Origin of the sequence: Bacillus paramycoides, assembly GCF_001884235.1 — a bacterium.
In the GTDB taxonomy this organism is placed as follows: Bacteria; Bacillota; Bacilli; order Bacillales; family Bacillaceae_G; genus Bacillus_A; species Bacillus_A paramycoides.
Genome location: NZ_MAOI01000067.1, coordinates 1 through 18446, shown reverse-complemented (window position 1 = coordinate 18446; position 18446 = coordinate 1). Strand labels below are relative to the sequence as shown.

Annotated in this window: 26 protein-coding genes; 8 read left to right on the top strand and 18 right to left on the bottom strand. The window is 34.8% G+C overall.

The features are described from left to right. The first annotated feature begins 3 nt into the window (after nt 1-3). A complete protein-coding gene (locus BAU28_RS11635) occupies nt 4-261 on the top strand; it encodes a DUF3975 family protein (RefSeq protein ID WP_071718639.1) in 258 nt (85 codons plus the stop codon). Nucleotides 262-277: 16 nt separating this feature from the next. Here BAU28_RS11635 and BAU28_RS11630 read toward each other — a convergent pair whose 3' ends face one another. From BAU28_RS11630 to gcvT, 6 genes are all read right to left on the bottom strand, one after another. Further along, nucleotides 278-463 (bottom strand): hypothetical protein, encoded by a 186-nt coding sequence (locus BAU28_RS11630; RefSeq protein ID WP_071718638.1) that lies wholly within the window; start codon nt 461-463, stop codon nt 278-280. A 308-nt stretch (nt 464-771) separates the two neighbouring features. Beyond that, nucleotides 772-963, bottom strand: a complete 192-nt coding sequence (locus tag BAU28_RS11625) for a hypothetical protein (RefSeq protein ID WP_000535934.1) — start codon at nt 961-963, stop codon at nt 772-774. 70 nt (nt 964-1033) lie between these two features. After that, the gene (locus tag BAU28_RS11620; RefSeq protein ID WP_000262495.1) at nt 1034-1237 is read right to left on the bottom strand and encodes a DUF3929 family protein; all 204 of its coding nucleotides are present in this window, start codon (nt 1235-1237) and stop codon (nt 1034-1036) included. 283 nt (nt 1238-1520) lie between these two features. Beyond that, complete coding sequence (gcvPB, locus tag BAU28_RS11615) at nt 1521-2996, bottom strand: aminomethyl-transferring glycine dehydrogenase subunit 2 (protein ID WP_048374172.1); 1476 nt, start codon at nt 2994-2996, stop codon at nt 1521-1523. After that, a complete protein-coding gene (gcvPA, locus tag BAU28_RS11610) occupies nt 2993-4336 on the bottom strand; it encodes an aminomethyl-transferring glycine dehydrogenase subunit 1 (RefSeq protein ID WP_071718637.1) in 1344 nt (447 codons plus the stop codon). The genes gcvPB and gcvPA overlap by 4 nt, the downstream gene beginning before the upstream one ends. A gap of 20 nt (nt 4337-4356) precedes the next feature. After that, entirely contained in the window at nt 4357-5457 is a 1101-nt protein-coding gene (gene gcvT / locus BAU28_RS11605; protein ID WP_071718636.1) for a glycine cleavage system aminomethyltransferase GcvT, read from the bottom strand. 391 nt (nt 5458-5848) lie between these two features. Between gcvT and BAU28_RS11600 the strand changes: the two genes are divergently transcribed. Together BAU28_RS11600 and BAU28_RS11595 are read left to right on the top strand one after the other, a co-directional pair. After that, complete coding sequence (locus tag BAU28_RS11600) at nt 5849-7531, top strand: DEAD/DEAH box helicase (protein WP_071718635.1); 1683 nt, start codon at nt 5849-5851, stop codon at nt 7529-7531. Further along, nucleotides 7518-8312 carry a YqhG family protein gene (locus tag BAU28_RS11595; protein WP_025147459.1) on the top strand — a complete coding sequence of 265 codons (795 nt, stop codon included), beginning with the start codon at nt 7518-7520 and terminating at the stop codon, nt 8310-8312. Before BAU28_RS11600 ends, BAU28_RS11595 begins: the two co-directional genes overlap by 14 nt. Nucleotides 8313-8362: 50 nt before the next feature. Here the strand turns inward: BAU28_RS11595 and BAU28_RS31310 are convergent, their stop codons facing one another. Next, complete coding sequence (locus BAU28_RS31310; RefSeq protein ID WP_053081430.1) at nt 8363-8494, bottom strand: hypothetical protein; 132 nt, start codon at nt 8492-8494, stop codon at nt 8363-8365. Between the two features lie 96 nt (nt 8495-8590). Further along, nucleotides 8591-8818: a hypothetical protein gene (locus tag BAU28_RS11585; protein ID WP_000032698.1), complete on the bottom strand. Its 228-nt coding sequence runs from the start codon at nt 8816-8818 to the stop codon at nt 8591-8593. A gap of 72 nt (nt 8819-8890) precedes the next feature. Between BAU28_RS11585 and BAU28_RS11580 the strand changes: the two genes are divergently transcribed. Together BAU28_RS11580 and BAU28_RS11575 are read left to right on the top strand one after the other, a co-directional pair. After that, the gene (locus BAU28_RS11580) at nt 8891-9007 is read left to right on the top strand and encodes a GTP pyrophosphokinase (protein WP_071718678.1); all 117 of its coding nucleotides are present in this window, start codon (nt 8891-8893) and stop codon (nt 9005-9007) included. Between the two features lie 141 nt (nt 9008-9148). Then, a complete protein-coding gene (locus BAU28_RS11575; protein WP_071718634.1) occupies nt 9149-9781 on the top strand; it encodes a VC0807 family protein in 633 nt (210 codons plus the stop codon). A gap of 101 nt (nt 9782-9882) precedes the next feature. On the opposite strand, the gene BAU28_RS11570 is transcribed toward BAU28_RS11575, so the two are convergent. The 10 genes from BAU28_RS11570 to comGA all read right to left on the bottom strand — a co-directional run bounded on the left by BAU28_RS11570 (nt 9883) and on the right by comGA (nt 15568). After that, nucleotides 9883-10083 (bottom strand): YqzE family protein, encoded by a 201-nt coding sequence (locus BAU28_RS11570; RefSeq protein WP_071718633.1) that lies wholly within the window; start codon nt 10081-10083, stop codon nt 9883-9885. Nucleotides 10084-10121: 38 nt separating this feature from the next. Next, nucleotides 10122-10619, bottom strand: a complete 498-nt coding sequence (locus BAU28_RS11565; protein WP_071718632.1) for a shikimate kinase — start codon at nt 10617-10619, stop codon at nt 10122-10124. Nucleotides 10620-10774: 155 nt separating this feature from the next. Further along, nucleotides 10775-11425 carry a 2OG-Fe(II) oxygenase gene (locus tag BAU28_RS11560; protein WP_048374177.1) on the bottom strand — a complete coding sequence of 217 codons (651 nt, stop codon included), beginning with the start codon at nt 11423-11425 and terminating at the stop codon, nt 10775-10777. Nucleotides 11426-11636: 211 nt separating this feature from the next. After that, entirely contained in the window at nt 11637-12008 is a 372-nt protein-coding gene (gene comGG / locus BAU28_RS11555; RefSeq protein ID WP_002173445.1) for a competence type IV pilus minor pilin ComGG, read from the bottom strand. Next, the gene (gene comGF / locus BAU28_RS11550; protein WP_071718631.1) at nt 12005-12466 is read right to left on the bottom strand and encodes a competence type IV pilus minor pilin ComGF; all 462 of its coding nucleotides are present in this window, start codon (nt 12464-12466) and stop codon (nt 12005-12007) included. The genes comGG and comGF overlap by 4 nt, the downstream gene beginning before the upstream one ends. Further along, on the bottom strand, nt 12450-12746 hold the full coding sequence (locus tag BAU28_RS11545) for a hypothetical protein (RefSeq protein ID WP_025147454.1): 297 nt from the start codon (nt 12744-12746) through the stop codon (nt 12450-12452). The genes comGF and BAU28_RS11545 overlap by 17 nt, the downstream gene beginning before the upstream one ends. Then, the gene (gene comGD / locus BAU28_RS11540) at nt 12739-13194 is read right to left on the bottom strand and encodes a competence type IV pilus minor pilin ComGD (RefSeq protein ID WP_071718630.1); all 456 of its coding nucleotides are present in this window, start codon (nt 13192-13194) and stop codon (nt 12739-12741) included. The genes BAU28_RS11545 and comGD overlap by 8 nt, the downstream gene beginning before the upstream one ends. Continuing rightward, nucleotides 13191-13490: a competence type IV pilus major pilin ComGC gene (gene comGC / locus BAU28_RS11535; RefSeq protein ID WP_002173449.1), complete on the bottom strand. Its 300-nt coding sequence runs from the start codon at nt 13488-13490 to the stop codon at nt 13191-13193. The genes comGD and comGC overlap by 4 nt, the downstream gene beginning before the upstream one ends. Nucleotides 13491-13500: 10 nt before the next feature. Further along, the gene (gene comGB, locus BAU28_RS11530) at nt 13501-14538 is read right to left on the bottom strand and encodes a competence type IV pilus assembly protein ComGB (protein ID WP_071718629.1); all 1038 of its coding nucleotides are present in this window, start codon (nt 14536-14538) and stop codon (nt 13501-13503) included. Beyond that, nucleotides 14525-15568 (bottom strand): competence type IV pilus ATPase ComGA, encoded by a 1044-nt coding sequence (comGA, locus tag BAU28_RS11525; RefSeq protein ID WP_048374183.1) that lies wholly within the window; start codon nt 15566-15568, stop codon nt 14525-14527. Before comGA ends, comGB begins: the two co-directional genes overlap by 14 nt. Nucleotides 15569-15773: 205 nt before the next feature. On the opposite strand from comGA, the gene BAU28_RS11520 reads away from it, so the two are divergent. The 3 genes from BAU28_RS11520 (at nt 15774) to BAU28_RS11510 (ending at nt 18345) form a co-directional block, all read left to right on the top strand. Next, nucleotides 15774-16469: a helix-turn-helix transcriptional regulator gene (locus tag BAU28_RS11520; protein WP_002173452.1), complete on the top strand. Its 696-nt coding sequence runs from the start codon at nt 15774-15776 to the stop codon at nt 16467-16469. A 130-nt stretch (nt 16470-16599) separates the two neighbouring features. After that, nucleotides 16600-16842, top strand: coding sequence for a DUF2626 domain-containing protein (locus BAU28_RS11515; RefSeq protein WP_002173453.1), 243 nt, complete (start codon nt 16600-16602; stop codon nt 16840-16842). Nucleotides 16843-16950: 108 nt separating this feature from the next. Continuing rightward, nucleotides 16951-18345, top strand: coding sequence for an L-cystine transporter (locus tag BAU28_RS11510; RefSeq protein ID WP_071718628.1), 1395 nt, complete (start codon nt 16951-16953; stop codon nt 18343-18345). Nucleotides 18346-18446: the final 101 nt, after the last annotated feature.

Genomic DNA, 18446 nt, shown 5'->3' with positions numbered 1-18446 from the left:
GTCATGTGGAAAGAAAAAGGAAAACAAATCTTAACATGGATCACACTCGGGACCGTCATTCTATTACAAATAAGTTTTCATATAATAGAATGGTTGTTTCATAAAGTATTATCCATTCTTACGTTCCTTCCTAACATGGCACTTGAAATTGCATCTATCACTTGGTCAATTATTGCCTCCATTGCAATCGTAATTATATGGAGTATCGCCAAGCTATGGAACAAGTTATTTAAAAAGGACAGTTCCTCTGAAAAAGAGTAACTGTCCTTTTTTATGTCTATTTAGATTTTCTATAGAAATTTGATGCGATAAGACAAAGCAGACCAACTATGGCAACACTTATACCAATCCCTTTATGCAATTTAGGAAATGGCGATGGTATATCTGAGTAAACATTTGATACTATGAGGCCAATTGAAAAAAATATTACCCCTATTCCAAATAACAATTTTCGTTTTCCCATCGTTCTCCCTCCTAAATTTTCTCATACCCTTCTTTCCTTTGGACATACTACCTAAAAAAGGAGTGGATGATATGCAAAATTCTATACATAAACATATCCTATTTTTATTTTTCCTATTTCTCGTTTTCATCATCATTTTCAGCTTTATATTACATACTCCGAAAGATGTTATACCGAAGAGCCTCTCTGTTTATAAACTCTTACTTTCATATTGTCGTTATTGAAGAAGGTGCCTTTTATGAGGCGCTTTTAAAATTTTTGGCAAGAAAAAAAGACCAACATTTTCCTGTTGGTCTTTCGTATATGTATCACTTTTCAAAGCGATCTAACATTTCGTCTCTCATTCCGAAACTAACAACCGCAATTCCTACATACATAAAAAGAAGGAATGCCGGATGAACTGTATTGTACCAGCTGCTATCAACAATTAAATAAATCGTTAACGCCACAACAAGAACAAACGCTAAAATAAACATATAAAAGTGTCTTGTACTACCCATGATAAACTCCTCTCTTTTCACTTCACCATTCAACAGTATATTGTATCGAATAATTCGATATGACTCAAGGTTAACTTTCTGTTATGTAATCGAGTTCTACCTTTACAATGTCCTCACACGCTATTGAAATGATTGTTCCTTGTTTATCAATCGCTGTCACTTCTCTATTATCCATTACACGATGCGCTACTCTTTCTAACACTTTCCCTTGGTCTCGATAACAAAATTCTTTTACATCTTTAATTGTTTCTCCGTTTTCTAAATGGTATACCATTCTATAACATCGATATCCCACACTTCCACCCCCGTCTTGCTCGTTTTTTCACATATACATAAAAATGAGTAATTTCTGCCCCATCACATCTTCTTAATTTCAATAAAATTCTAACAAAAATAAATACTTTTATCAAACCGACTTTTTCAACAAAACCACCTATGAAACGGCATCATTACAGCAATATGAAACAAAAAATATAAATTTTTAACATTTTTTTCATGCTATCTGCACCAATTTTGCAAAAAAAAGAACCCGCATATAGCGAGTTCTTTTTTTCCAATCAAACTTGTACAGGTGCTAGTTTTTCGTAACGTAACACTGGTTTACGAGCAGCCATCGTTTCATCCAAACGTTTAATTACCGTTGTATGTGGCGCTTCTTGTACAACTTCTGGATTTTCTTCTACTTCTTTAGCAATTTGAATCATTTTATCAATGAAACCATCTAACGTTTCTTTTGATTCTGTTTCTGTTGGCTCAATCATAATACATTCTTCCACATTTAATGGGAAGTAAATTGTTGGTGGATGGTAGCCGAAATCAAGCAGACGTTTTGCAATATCTAACGTACGTACACCAAGTTTCTTTTGACGACGACCTGATAATACAAATTCATGCTTACAATGTCTATCGAATGGAAGATCGTAGAACGGTGCTAATCTTCTCATCATATAGTTTGCATTTAATACAGCATACTCAGTTACTGCACGTAATCCATCTGGACCCATAGAACGAATATATGTGTATGCACGAACGTTAATTCCGAAGTTACCATAGAATGGTTTCACACGTCCAATTGCTTCTGGACGGTCGTAGTTAAAGTGATAACCGTTTTCCGTTTTCTCTAAAATTGGTTTTGGTAAGAACGGAATTAAATCAGCTTTCACACCTACTGGACCAGAACCTGGGCCACCGCCGCCGTGCGGGCCTGTAAATGTTTTATGAAGGTTTAAATGCACAACGTCAAATCCCATATCTCCTGGGCGTGCTTGACTTAATACGGCATTTAAGTTTGCACCATCATAGTATAATTTACCGCCTGCATTATGAACGATTTCTGCCATTTCTAAAATATTTTCTTCGAATAGGCCTAATGTATTTGGATTTGTTAACATAAGTGCTGCCGTTTCTTCATTGACAACACGTTTTAAGTCTTCCAAATCAACAAGACCATTTTCATTTGATTTTACTGTAATTGTTTCAAAACCAGCTACAGTTGCAGATGCTGGATTCGTTCCGTGAGCAGAATCAGGAACAATTACTTTCGTACGGTTAAAGTCACCTTTTGCTTCATGGTATGCACGAATTAGCATTAAACCTGTCCATTCTCCGTGTGCACCAGCTGCTGGTTGTAATGTAACGGTATCCATACCTGTAATTTCAATTAAATGTTCTTGTAAATCGTACATTAATTCCATTGCACCTTGCACTGTTTTTTCATCTTGAAGTGGATGAATATTTGCAAAGCCTGCGAAGCGTGCTACGTTTTCATTAATTTTCGGATTATATTTCATCGTACAAGATCCAAGTGGATAGAATCCTGAATCCACACCGTGGTTACGGTTTGAAAGCGCTGTGTAATGGCGCATAATATCAAGTTCAGATACTTCTGGAAGCTCTGCATCTTCTACTCGAATATAATCACTCTCAAACACATCTTCTAATTTTACTTCTTCTACATCTAATTTGGGTAAGCTATATCCTACGCGTCCTTCTTTACTCATTTCAAAAATAAGTGCTTGGTCTTGGTTCTTCATTGGATAGCCCCCATTTCGTTTACAAGTGTGTCAATTTCCTCTTTTGTACGAAGCTCTGTTACTGCTACAAGCATATGGTTTGCATGCTCTTTATAATCACGGCCTAGGTCGTAACCACCGATAATATTCTTTTGTATTAATACATCATTTACTTCTTTAACTGGACGTTTACAATCTACAACAAATTCATTGAAGAATGGTCCAGCGAATGTTACTGTGAAACCTTTCGCTTCGAATTGACGTTTTGCATATTGTGCTTTAGAAATATTTTGACGTGCCATTTCTTTCACACCTTGTTTTCCAAGTGCTGTCATTGCAACTGATGCTGCTAATGCATTTAACGCTTGGTTTGAACAAATGTTAGACGTCGCTTTATCACGGCGAATATGCTGTTCACGTGCTTGTAACGTTAATACAAACCCACGTTTACCATCTGAATCTACAGTTTGTCCGACAAGACGTCCTGGAATTTTACGCATAAATGCTTTCGTTGTTGCAAAGTAACCACAATGAGGTCCACCAAACTGCGTTGGGATACCAAATGGTTGTGCATCACCGATTACAATATCAGCACCCAATTTCCCTGGCGGTGTTAATGCGCCTAATGATAATGGATTTGAAGAAACGATAAATAATGATTTTTGTTGATGAACGATTTTTTCGATATCAGCTAACTTTTCAACTTGTCCGAAGAAGTTTGGATATTGAACGATTACACAAGCAACTGTATCATCTACTTCACTTTGTAATACTTCTAAATCTGTTACACCGTTTTTATGATCAATTTCAACAACTTCAAGATGTTGACCTTTTGCATATGTTTCAAGTACCGCTCTTGATTCTGGATGAACTGCACTAGACACAAGAATTTTCTTTTTGCGCGTATGACCAGCTGCTAGCATTGCCGCTTCAGCTAAAGCTGTACCTCCGTCATACATAGAAGAGTTTGCTACATCCATTCCTGTTAATTCACAAATCATTGTTTGGAATTCAAAAATTGCTTGTAATTCCCCTTGTGAAATTTCTGGTTGGTATGGTGTGTAAGCTGTATAAAATTCTGAACGGGAAATAACATGATCAACAATTACTGGAGCGTAATGATCGTATACACCTGCTCCTAAGAAAGAAGCGTATTCTTTTAAGTTCGCATTTTTACTAGCCATTTGAGATAACTCTTTTAAAAGCTCTGGCTCTGATTTTGCTTCTTTAATTTTTAAATCCCCTTTAAAACGAACACTCTCTGGAATATCAGAGAATAACTCATCAATCGTTTGAACGCCGATTGTTTGTAACATTTCTTTTTTGTCTTCTTCTGTCATTGGAAGATAACGATGCAACATGAAATCTACCCCTCTCCCCGTTACTTTGAACGTTTATAAAATGGTGTTGGAACAACTACTGCTTTGACGCGTTTATTACGAATTTCAATTTCTACTTCTGTATCAACTGCTGCGTATTTTACATCAATTAGTGCTAAACCAATGCTTTTCTTTAACGTTGGAGATTGTGTACCACTCGTTACTTCCCCGATTTTTTCTTCTCCTATAAATACAGGGTAATGCGTACGAGGAATACCGCGTTCGATTACTTCGATGCCGACTAACTTACGAGATGCACCGTTTTCTTTTTGCTCTTTTAACGTTTCTTTTCCAAAGAAGTCTGCTTCTTTATTTGTTTTTACCGCAAAGCCAATTCCTGCTTCAATCGGTGTAATATCTTTTGATAATTCTTGTCCGTATAACGGAAGAGTTGCTTCGAAGCGAAGTGTATCACGAGCACCTAAACCACATGCTTTTAAGCCCTCTTCTGCTCCAACTTCAAGAAGTTTCTCCCAAAGTTTTGCAGCATCTTCACTCTTACAGTAAATTTCGAATCCATCTTCACCTGTGTAACCTGTACGAGATACAAGTGCAGGAACTCCATCTACAAGAATATCGTTTTTAAATTTAAAGAACTTAATTTCTTTCAAATCTTCTGACACAACTTTTTGTAAAATGCCTTCTGCTTTTGGTCCTTGAATTGCAAGCTGTGCAACTTCACTAGAAACATTGACTACTTTCGCATCGCCAATTACATGACTTGCTAACCATTCGTAATCTTTCTCGATATTTGATGCATTGATTACTAATAAATAGTCTTCTTCACCACGTTTGTAGATTAATAAATCATCTACAGTGCCACCATTTTCATAGCACATAGCTGTATATTGTGCGCCTCCTACCTTTAAGGTAGATACGTCATTTGTAACAACACGTTGTAAAAATGCTAAACTATCTACACCCTTTACCTCTACTTCTCCCATATGAGATACATCGAACAAACCTGCCGCTGTACGTACAGCTTCGTGTTCTTCTTTAATGCTTGAAAATTGAACTGGTAATTCCCAACCACCAAAGTCAATTGTTTTCCCGCCATACTTCGCGTATACATCAAATAACGGTGTACGTTGTAATGTAATCATGCTCTTTCCCCCTTATGCTCTGACAAATCAATAAAAGTTGCTTCCCATATCTAAACATTTTCATTCTGAAAAGATAAGGATATACGGAATCTCATTATATTTTTTTATGAAAGCGTAAATAAAAAGTTACTTTCTTGGATAAAATACGAAAGATTCCACACATTTCACACCATTATCCTAACATTATTCGCTATATTTCATCAATATTCTAGCATAAAAAATAATTTAGAATTTTTTATTCTTAATCTTATTAAATACAACTTCTGGGATTTATCCCTTTACCATTGCCTATTCTTTAACTTTTAGTAAGTGTGATAGCGCCTTATTACAAGGCTTATAATAAAGATTTTTTTCATAATCATTTTAGTTTATAAAAGGTGGGAGAGTCTTAATGAATGTCGATATTTCCGTAGATCGAACGTGGCAAAACAATTTTTTAAAACGAATTGATGAAGATGGTCCTTGGACAAATTGGGATTTATATCATTTAGCTTATAAAACAGAGAAATCATTACTCGTCCCTACTTTTGATGGATTGCAAGCACCGAAACATTTATCACATTTCACGCCGCTTCCGCATCAATTAGAAGTCGCTCAAAATGTCATTGAACAAATGAATGGTAAAGCGATTCTAGCAGACGAAGTCGGACTTGGAAAAACGATCGAAGCTGGTCTTATTTTAAAAGAATATATGGTGCGTGGACTCGTAAAAAAGGTACTTATTCTCGTTCCAGCTTCCCTCGTGTCTCAGTGGGCGTATGAACTAAACACAAAATTTTTTATTCCTGCGGTCGCTCAAAAGAAAAGTTATTCTTGGGAACAAGCTGATGTCATCGTTTCATCAATCGATACTGCGAAACGTTCGCCACATCGTGATATCGTTTTAAACTTAGAGTATGATCTGATTATTATCGATGAAGCACATAAACTAAAAAATAATAAAACAAAAAACTATGAATTTGCACAACGATTAAAAAAGAAGTTTTGTTTATTACTAACCGCAACTCCCGTTCAAAATAAAATTGATGAAATCTTCAACCTTGTTTCTTTATTAAAACCAGGTCATTTAGGCAATCAATCTAATTTTGAAGAATATTATGCTTCCAAAAATCGTTCAGCTGAATCTGATGAAGATTTAAAAGCTCTCATCAATAAAGTGATGGTTCGAAATAGACGTCATAATACTGGGATTGATTGGCCAAAGAGGCATGTACGAACATTATTCGTTGAGTTTAATGACGAAGAACAAGCTTTATATAATGAAATTGAAAATTGGCGAGGACAAGATGCCTTCACGTCCGCTTTCTCATCCTTAACTTTAAAACGAGAGGCATGTAGTAGTCGTGAAGCTGTTTACTATTCATTAAAAAAACATGTAGAAAAAAGGCAGAAAGAAAATGAGCATTACATAAAGGACCCACATATTGATGTGCTGATGGATAAAATTAATCATATTCCGTTCAACTCAAAAGCAAATAAAGCTCTAGAGCTTATAAAAGAAATTGACGATAAGGTCATCATTTTCACTGAATATAGAGCGTCACAAATGTATTTACAATGGTTCTTACAACAACATGGAATTTCCTCTGTCCCATTTCGCGGTGGATTTAAGCGCGGGAAGAAAGATTGGATGAAGGAGCTTTTCCAAAATCATGCACAAGTGTTAATTGCGACCGAAGCTGGCGGTGAAGGAATTAACTTGCAATTTTGTAGCCATATGATTAATTACGACTTACCATGGAATCCAATGCGCCTCGAGCAAAGGATTGGGCGTATTCACCGCCTAGGACAAAAAAATGATGTTCACATTTATAACTTAGCAACAAAACATACTGTTGAAGAGCACATTTTAAAACTATTATATGAAAAAATTAATTTATTTGAACGTGTAATCGGCGAACTCGATGAAATTTTAACGAGAATCAATATGAAAAATATTGATGCGCATATTCAAGAAATTTTCGCGCAATCAAAAAGCGAAGGTGAAATTCGAATCAAGATGGAAAATTTAACATCTATTATCGATTTTGCGAAGCGCAATGAAGCTGAGGTGCAAGACTATGCAGCAAAATGAAATTCATAATTACTTATACAACTTTTTCGAGGCGAATAACTGTGAAATTTTAGAGCACTCTCCTCATCTATTAGATGTACAATTAACAATTGAAATGGACAAATTATTAATGAATCGTCCTTTCTATTGGCACTATCTCGAAAAAACAGGAGGCATTCCTAATCCGATGCGTCTTACTCTCCTTACAAATTCGGAGGATGAAGAAAATGATGGTGAACTTATTCATTACGGTTCACCACGTTTGCATCAAATCTTTGAAACAACAAAAGAACTAGGTTCATACATACGTTTATATGAGGAAGTGAAACATAGCGGGGCAACTCATACCCCTCTACATCCTTGGCTTGGTGTAAATATAAAAGTATCTTATCAATGCGACCGAAAAAAAGACATACTTCATTCCATCGGTATTCATCTTATTTCTGGCACAATGATTGCAAACTTTCATGACACTTTAGCAGAGATCAAACTCACGCCGAAAATACCAGATTTTTGTTTTACACTCTCACCTATCATTAAGCCACAAAGTGGCTTACAACGTATAGAGGATGCTTTAAAAAGTATAATAGCTGAAGACGACCATACGTGGGCAAAAGAAGCAAGAGTGCGTTGGAATCACGATTTAGACCTTTTAAATCGGTTTTACGAAGATAACGATGAACTTCCAGAAAGCTATGAAATTGAAAAGCAAGCATTACAAGAACAATACGAACCACGCATTACAATGCAAATTATAAACGGTGGTCTCTTCTATATTACCGCAAATCATTTTCTATCTTAAAGAAAGCTCCTTCAGCTTTAGAAGGAGCTTCTTTTAAGATATTTCCCAGCCTATTCTCTATCGTCATTACGCTCTTGCTGGTTTTTCTTCGTCATACGTTTCTGATATGCACGATCCTTCGCACTTACATGATTTGCATCAGTCGGAAGATTCTCTTTTGAACGCCCAATTCCATTGCTCATCTTTTCCCCTCCTTTTTCATGTTTCAACATGCACCTTTATTTTCAGCTAGAGGCTCAATCCTTATACAAAAAAATAAGAGCAGCAATTAGCTACTCTTACTCATTCACGTATTTTTGAAACATATCATGGATACCTTGATTTACGAGGTTCGAGATTTGCTCGTCAGATTTATTCGGATAACGATCACGCAATCTGATAGATGCCTTCACCATTAAATTTTCTAATACAGAACGGCCACCTTCTCCATAAATAATTTCAGCATACTTAACAAGCCTTCCATCCTCTAATGTTGCTGGATTATGATTGAAGAAAAATTTACTCATTGTCTCCACCTCTCTCTTTGATAACGTTTACATTTATATAGATTATTTATGTTATTTATTTCACAATATTGTATGCATGTATATTTAATTAGTTTCATTATAAAGCAACATATCAATAGTAAATATGTGATTTTCCGTCCATTTTGTGAACAAATCAAAAATGAAAGCGTTTCCTTTATTATATACTAAAAAAACTTACTACGCTAGGGGCAATTTTTTTCAATCTACTACTCCCCCAAAGATTGATATACTTTTTCTTTTTCCATTAAACCTTATACAATTTTCAGAAAGTATATTATAAAATATATGTATGACTTAAGGAGGCTCTGTATGAATCAAAATAAAAAAGCTATATTAGATCTTGTCTTTTATCTCGTATTCCCATTCCTCATTTGGAAATTTGCAAAACCTTATATCGATCCTTATTACGCGATGTTAATCTCATCTGCCCCTGGGATTATTTATACACTGTATACGTTTAAAAAGGAAAAACAGTTTAACGTGACAGGGTTCTTTATTTTAATCACACTCATCGCTAATACAACTGTAGATTTAATATCAGGATCAGCCGAACGAATGTTATGGAATGATGCATATTACCATATCGTACTCGGTATTATCGTCATATGTTCAATTTTTATAAAAAAACCACTTATGTTATATTTTGCTGCGGATATTGCAGCACTGCAAGGTCATGATCGCGATAAAAGCCGTGAGCTTTATCGTGATAGTCGTATATATCCAGCATTACAATATTTAACACTATTTTTTGGTCTTCAATTTATTTTAAAAAGCTTCTTGAAAATCTATTTTATCTCTGTTTTCGGTGTAGATGGATATGGTGAAATGAGAGCTATTATGACCGCTGTTGGTTGGGGAATTTCTATTTGTATAGGAATAGGATTTGTATGGGTAAATAATAAAATACATGCAATTACAGAAGAAAAAGAGTCTGTACAATAGAAAAAATCCCTAGTGCCTTATTGCACTAGGGATTTTTCATTCCATATACTTATCACAAAAGAATCCAATGTATTTTCACCGTAAATACTCGTAGAAAATAATTAGCTTGATTTTTTTCTTTTATCTTTTACATTTCGATAAAGCAAAGCAGCGCTCAGCGGCATAACACCAAACCATTTATTTAAGAATGGCTCTTTCTCTGCACGGCGTTGTTCCTTCTTTTGTTTTCGATCCTCTTTTGGAGCATCCATATATGACACAAATTGCTGTGTCACAAAGCGAACATAATCATTAGTAGACATATTATCATCACCTCTACTTGATTAGTATGTCCACTTTTTTATACATTAATCTTCCCCTTTAATTCATTCATAATTTGTTCTACAGACTTATTTGTCGTATCAATATGAATATCCGCCTCTTCATAATAAGCTCGGCGCGATTCGAATTTCGTTACAAATGCATCTATATCTTTCTTCTGAAATAGCGGACGTGTCGTATCTTCACGAAGCCTTTCTGCAATCACATATGGATCGCAATATAAATATACGACAGTGCCGTTCTCTTTCATCCACCTTCGATTTTCTGCGCGTTCAATAATCCCTCCACCAGTTGTAATAATTACATTATGGGCTGGTAGTGAACGCAACATTTCACTTTCATATTCACGAAAAACAATTTCTCCTTCTTCGGCAAAAATGTGCCGAATTAACTTTCCTTGCTTCTCTTCAATTTGGTGATCTGTGTCTACAACATCCATATGAAGTTCTTTACTTAGTGCTTTCCCGATTGTTGTTTTCCCTGCTCCCATATAACCAGTTATGTATATAGACTTCATTTTCGTCCCTCTCAATCATCCGTTATTATTTGTTATTATAACGAAAGATGTTACTTTATTTAATAAAAAAACGTTTTGTTCTTCTTATGCTATGAAGAACAAAACGTAACATACTCACTATTTTTTCACAATCAAACAAGCTAGCTAGCTTGCTTTTACTTATAAGTACCTCTTCTCATCCATTGCGTTGCAATCCATTTCTCGCCTTTCGTAACAGGTGCCCCTCCGTGTAACGTAAGCTCATTTAGTGATTGGTCTTGATAAAAATATTCAAAGTATACTGCCATTCCCTTTCTAGGGTGTACAGAAAGATTTAATTTCGGAAAGAATGTTTCCCCGCCTTCTTCTACATCATTTAAGTACATCACAAGAGTACTTATACGATTATTAGCAGCTGATCTACTATGTTCAGCAAAATAATCATAGTGCGCTTTATATTCTTGATCCACTGCATAATTTAAAATGTGCAATCCTTCTCCATGCGCTACAGGAACATTCGTGATAGATGAAATTCGTTTTTCAATCTTCGAAGTAAGTTCATTCTCTTCTAAAAATGCACCGCTACTTGTTCGAATATCATTTACATTACGTGATGAACCAATTTTAGAACGCTCCATTTTATTTTTAGACAATTCGATTAATTCATCGCATTCTTCATCACTTAATACATTTGCTAATACGACAATAAGAGGCTCTTCGAATCTTGAGATAATGTGTACATCTCTATCCTCTGTCACAATCGTGTTGCCTTTGTGATCAAAAATCGTCATTTCTTTATTTCCAACTATTTGATTTTCATTTTCCATGTACCTATCTCCCTTAAAAAAATGATCGGATAGCATGAATATATCATACTCTTCCCACCCTTCTCTTTTTTGAGAAAATTTAAACTTTAACCTTCTATATTTATCCATTCCCATAAAAAAACTCGACTCATTTTTGAATCGAGATACATGGTTTTTCTATATATATTTTATATAAATATTGACATCCAGTTCTCTCAATTACATTTACATATCAGCCTTCTACCCAATCAAATATTTTATTATCCTTTTTCCTATAGCGAAAGCTCACTACATAAAAAACTTTCTGTTTCGTAACACACTGCAACGAAATGATAATAACATCATTTTCAAAGACATATTTTCCACTCACTTTTCCTTTTTCATACTGAAATAAAAATGTATCATTCTTTTCTTTTTGCTGTAAGTCTTTTTTTATATCTGCAATAGCTCGATCAACAAGTTCCTCCATAAAAATTTTTTGTTCTATTTCAATATAAAATTTTTTATCCGAAAGTAACATATTTGTTTCATACATCAAAAAAGAAGTTAATAAAACCAGCAAAATAATTGTTCCTGGCAATGCAAATCCATCTTGTTTTCTCATGTTTCTATTCCAATTTCACTATAGCGCATCACAACACCTTCATATATTTCACCACTTATATCTTTCACGTATATAAATAGCAAATGAGGTGTTAATTTGTACGAAACTGCTTCAACCTTTTGTAATATAAATTCCCTTCCGCGCATATTTACTTTTCTTATAAGATTACTATTCACTTTTTCATACGTCACCTCATCACCATTACGGTGTTGGAAACGCAAAATACTTTCATTATTTTCAATTACTATATTTCTCCCTATTGATACTTCACGATACTCCATTTGCACTTGCTCTAAAAATACATCCCACTCCCAATCATTTAATCCTTTTGACTGTATATTTTCGATCCCTATAATATGAAGCCGTGGTAAAAGTAAAAAGAACATTAATAAAAGAAACAAACACGCCATCATTTCTATTAATGTGAACCCCGCTTCTAATTTATTTTTTCTCTGCATAAAGGCATTGCTCCATCGTTCTCCCTTTCACATCATTCCACATCGTACAAACTTCATCTCCTCTCCAATATGTGTAATATACAACTCCTTTTATAACTTGCTCTTTTATTCGCTTTTCCTCATTCTCATACACGAATAAGGTTGCTTCTTTTTTTAATAATACAAATGCTTTATAGCGCATTTGTATATTTTTTCTTTCTTGCATAATCAATATCGTTTGCGGGAGCAATAACGATACCGCCATCATTAATAAACTTAGTGCTACTAGCATCTCAGCCATTACTGATCCTTTTTGACACTTCACGATACGTAAATCTCCCTCTTCCGAGCTGAAATACAATCTCATATTTGTAATTTCGATACGAAAGTAAAATCGTACCACCCCTATTAATATTTCCCCTCAAATTATACGTCATCGGGTTTGGAAAAGTATGCAAATCAATTTGTATATTTTTATCATATTCTCTCTTAGCAATTAAAGATTCCGTCTCCGATTCCCAAATATAATACATATTTTTCTCTTTATACCATCGTAACGTATACTGTTTTTGACGCTTAATCGCTAACTGCTGCATATACAAAACATCATTTGAAAACTGTTTCAAAAACTGCTCAACTCTTTGTTTTTCATATAATGAAGTAACATTAAAATGCGCAACAACACTCAGTACAGAAATAGTAAATAAAACGAGTAACATTTCTAAAAACGTAAAACCTTTTTGCTTCACGATTTCCCGACAGATACTGCACCATCATCGGAAATATAGATTAATTCGCCTTTCGGGCATGTTTTAGAAGTAATATACTTTCCCTCTTCAAGCGCATCTATTGATGGAATCTTATTATACTGTAACTGATATACTTGTATTTGTGCTTCTACAGATTTTACATATGCGTCGCACCCTTTTCCTTGCACTGAGGAACGCTGTGTAACTACATTTGGAATGATTAATAGTAATAATACAGATATAACAACCATTACTAATAGCATTTCTAAAAGAGTAAAACCTTTCTCATTCTCCATACAAATCCCCCTAAATTGAATTCATCATTTGAAACATTGGCATAATCATTGCCAAATACATAAGAATGACTATAACCCCGATACATGTAAATAAAATCGGTTGAATTACAACTAAAATGTTTTTAATTTTCCGTTCTATCTTTTCAATAATAAGTTCACTATAATCACCAAGCTCAGTTGCTAGATTACCGTTTACTTGTCCATGCGTAATAATATAAGAAAGTTCTTTTTCGTAATAACCACTTTTAGCAATAATAGTTTGTAACTGTTCTCCCGCAATTAATTGTCTTTCAATCCTGGTTGCTTCATACTGAAAGAATGGATGATGCTTTTGTTCCATCATTACTATTAAAGCTTCTAGCACTGACAATCCCCCTTGTAATAATCCACTTAATTGAGCAGAAAAATAATGCGAATGATTTAAAATAAGAAATGTTTTCATGAGAGGAATATGGATTAAAATCTTTACTTTTTGAATAGGAGGAAGTTTTCGAAAGTAAAACACATATAAACTAAACCCAATTATTACAGTAAGAAAAATGATAAAAATGAAGTAAGGTAATGATTTGATTATAAATAAAATTTGCTCCGTAAGAGGTGATGTTGTAGAACGTAAAGAACTATAGAGAGTTTCAAACTGTGGCAATAAAATGAGGTTGAAAACAGAAAGAATAAGCATTAAAAAAACCGCTAAAAAAATAGGATATTGAAGTACTTTCATCATATCTTTCTTATATTTATCCTTCTTATAAAGAAGCACACTCCCTTGTTGCAATGCAAAAGAAATATTACCGTGTCGCTCAGCATAAAACAAATAACTTAGCATATCCGGATGAAACATTAATTGATGAAAAGAATCATGCAAGCTTTGTCCGTTTTTCAACCCCTCTATCATGCGCTGTACCTGATCTTTCTTTCCTGAAGGTAATTGAAACTGCAAAAATTCTAACGCCTGTAAAAGTGAATAACCTTTTTCTAATAACTCGCTTAGCCTTTTCAACAGTAACACTTGATCGCTTAAACTCCATTTTCTCTTAAACATAAACATCTTCTTCTAAAAACCCTAAAGCATATCCTTTTCGTACTGCCGATTCCAATGTTTCATAGTTATACATAACATGCTCTCCACTTGCTTCTTTAATCGCTTGTTTCAATTCATATCCATATAACAACTCATAAATGCTCGCCTGCCTTACTTGCCTCATTGATTTGCATAAAGTTGAACATTTCCCTTTGCAAAACGGACATTTTAGTTCAACGAGTCGCTGCGCTGCTACGGCTAATAATGATTGTTCAATTTCTTGTCGTGTAATACCGTAATCCATAAATCGTAGTATCGCTCCTTTCGCATCATTTGTATGCAACGTCGTCATTACTAAATGTCCAGTCAAACTTGCTCTTACAGCTACTTTTGCTGTTTCTTCATCACGAATTTCACCGACTAAAATAATATCCGGATCGTGACGTAAAATAGCCCTTAGTCCCGTCTCATATGTGATACCTGCTTTTTCATTAATTTGAATTTGTAATAAGCCGTCCTTCCTTTTTTCAACCGGATCTTCAAGTGTAACGATGCGACGTGTTTGTCTTTTTCTAACTGCCTCTAATAATGCATACATTGTCGTTGTCTTTCCAGAGCCCGTCGGTCCAGTAAACACGAGTAACCCATGAGAATGATGTAAAAAAGAGAGTAATTTTTTCGCTGAGCTTGGAAATAATGAAAGATGAGACAGTGGCTGAACAGATGCCTGTAAATGTAGGCGAATAACGAGACTTTCTTGGTATACTGTTGGAAGTGTTGAAAGGCGTAAATATACTTCCTGTCCATCGATTTGTAAATACAATGAACCACTTTGTGGCTTTCTCCTCTCTCCTATATCCATCGATGCTAAAAATTTAAAATGCGAAACAAGCTTTTCTCCAAAGTCCTTTTCAATATACTGTTTCGTAATTAAATCTTTTCCTATACGTAATTGAATCGCCACATCCTTTTGCCTTGGTACAATATGTAGGTCCGATGCTTGTACCCCGCAAGCTTCTTTCATAATCATATTCGCAAAAAGCTCGACACCATTCATCAAACTTCCCTCCTCACCATGTATATATCATGAAAAACTGGAAAAGAAAAATTAGTACTTTTGTCTTTTCACTAGAACAAAAAGGAAAAATATGTTTGTGAAATTATGAACAATTTCCGAATTATTGTCTGAAATTACCTATATGTAAGTTTATCTGTATTATAATGTTAATATCTTGGATAAAGTGATAAAGGTGGAGATCCTCATGGAACAAACTTTAAAAATTACAGGTGTATTATCTGACCCAACTCGTTATTACATTTATAAATACATTTCGCAAAAACATAATTACGTAACTGTACAAGAAATTGCAGATGAGTTTAACATTCATCCAAACGTAGCACGCTTGCATTTATCTAAATTAGAAGATGTTAATATGCTAAAGTCAGAAACAAAGAAAACTGGAAAGGGCGGGCGACCGAGCAGACTATACGTCTTGTCTCAAGATGTCATCCAGTTACAATTCCCATTTCGCGATTATCAATTATTAGCGAAAGTAGCTTTTAATTCACTACTTAGCCTTGGGGCAGCTGGTGAAAAAGCACTTTATGAAACAGGAAAACAATTTGGTAAAGAATTAATGGAACAACATATGCATCAGTTAAATGTAAGTGAAGAAGCTTTAACAATAGAACAAAAAATTCAAATCGCAAAAGAAGCGTTCTCAACAGCTGGCTTATCTCCTGCTTTTGAATTAAGTACAGATGGAACTAAAATTTTCTATGATGTACACAATTGCCCATTTAAAGAAGTTGCTGTTCATCATCCGACTGAAATTTGTAATATGCACGGAGATATGATGAGAGGAATTTTTGAAATCCTATTCCCAAATGCGGAATTAACAAGAAATGATAGTCTACTTGACGGATGTAAATCTTGTAACTATAAAATTCAAATTTAATTTCCTATCTGAGAAGAAGTCAATTATAGTTGGCTTCTTTCCTTTTATATGAACGAATATTTACAATAGTATGAAAAATAAACTATAATGAAGAGAGGTTTTACTTTTTCTAGAAAAGGAGGGAGATGGCATGGAGCGCATGTTTCGCGTTCTCGGCTTTTGGACTGGAATTTTCTCGGTTATGTTTTACTTAGGGGATATGCATTCGACCGCACTACTATTTTTAGGACAAACAGGTTTCTTCGTACTTTTAAGCTATTTAAAATTAACAGAGCGTATGTATATATACGTATTCGGGGCGTATTTAACAGTGTTCTTCATTGGATTTACATGGTACACAACGTTTTTACTTGTCCCTGGAGTTGGACATTAAAAGATGGCAAATTTGCCATCTTTTTTTAATTCCCCCAATTTCCTAGTTGACTTATAGGTTTTATTGACTTATATTCTATATAACATATTGGAATTAGGGGGAATCAACATGAATACACTGCTTGTCAGTATTAACATCGCAGTCATGCTCATTTTAGTTGGTGTATTGTATTATATGCAACGTAAGCATGTATCTTTTAATAAACGTGTATTTACTGCTTTAGGAGTCGGAATTATCTTTGGTCTTATATTACAATTCATTTATGAGCCTACTTCTAAAGTAATTATTGAATCTAATAACTGGTTCGGTTTAATTGGTAACGGCTATGTGAAATTACTACAAATGATCGTTATGCCACTTATTTTAGTATCTATTATTTCAGCATTTACAAAATTACAATTAACGAAAAACCTTGGTAAAATCAGTGGTCTTATTATTGGAATCTTAATTCTTACTACAGGAATTGCCGCAGCTGTCGGTATCGCTGCGAGCGCGGGATTTGATGTTTCGGCAACGGGATTACAACAAGGAGATGCAGAATCTGCTCGTTTGAAATTAGTAGAAGAGAAATTTACTTCAATTGAAAACACACCAATTCCGCAAAAATTGTTAGAGTTATTACCTACAAATCCATTTCTTGATTTAACAGGTGCTCGTCCTACATCAACAATTTCTGTCGTAATTTTTGCAGCCTTTATCGGAATTGCCTTTCTCGGTGTAAAGAGAAAGTATCCAGAACAAGCTGAGTTATTTAAAAAGATGCTTGATGCTGCATATGCGATCGTAATGCGAATGGTAACGTTAATTTTACGACTTACTCCATACGGCGTATTAGCACTTATGGCGAAAACAGTTGCTGGTAGCGATATAAATGCTATTTTAAAACTTGGTAATTTTGTTTTGGCGTCTTATGTAGCACTTATCGTAATGTTTATCATTCACTTATTATTAATTGCTCTATCTGGTTTAAATCCAATTCAATATGTAAAAAAGGTATTCCCTGTATTAACTTTCGCATTCACTTCTCGCTCTAGCGCAGGTGCAATGCCATTAAATATTGAAGCACAAAAAGAAAAACTTGGTATTTCAGAAGGAATCGCAAACTTCGCTGCATCCTTCGGGGTATCTATCGGTCAAAATGGTTGCGCAGGTATTTATCCAGCGATGCTTGCAATGATGGTCGCTCCAACTGTCGGAATTGATCCGTTACAACCACAATTCATTTTAACTTTAATCGCTGTCGTTGCAATTAGCTCATTCGGTGTTGCCGGTGTTGGTGGCGGTGCAACATTCGCAGCATTAATCGTACTATCTACAATGAACTTACCAATCGGTATTGTCGCTCTTGTTATCTCGGTTGAGCCATTAATCGATATGGGGCGTACAGCTCTTAACGTGAGTGGCTCTATGACAGCAGGTCTTATTTCTAGTAAATGGCTTGGTGAATTAGATCAAGATACGTACAATCAAGACGATGTAAAAACTGGAGAAATTGCTTCATAATAAAAAAGGAAGCTAACATGGTAAATTGTTAGCTTCCTTTTTTTATTTCTTCCCATCTTCCTCTTTATCCCGCATTAACGGGCAGTAAGGCTCCCACCTCA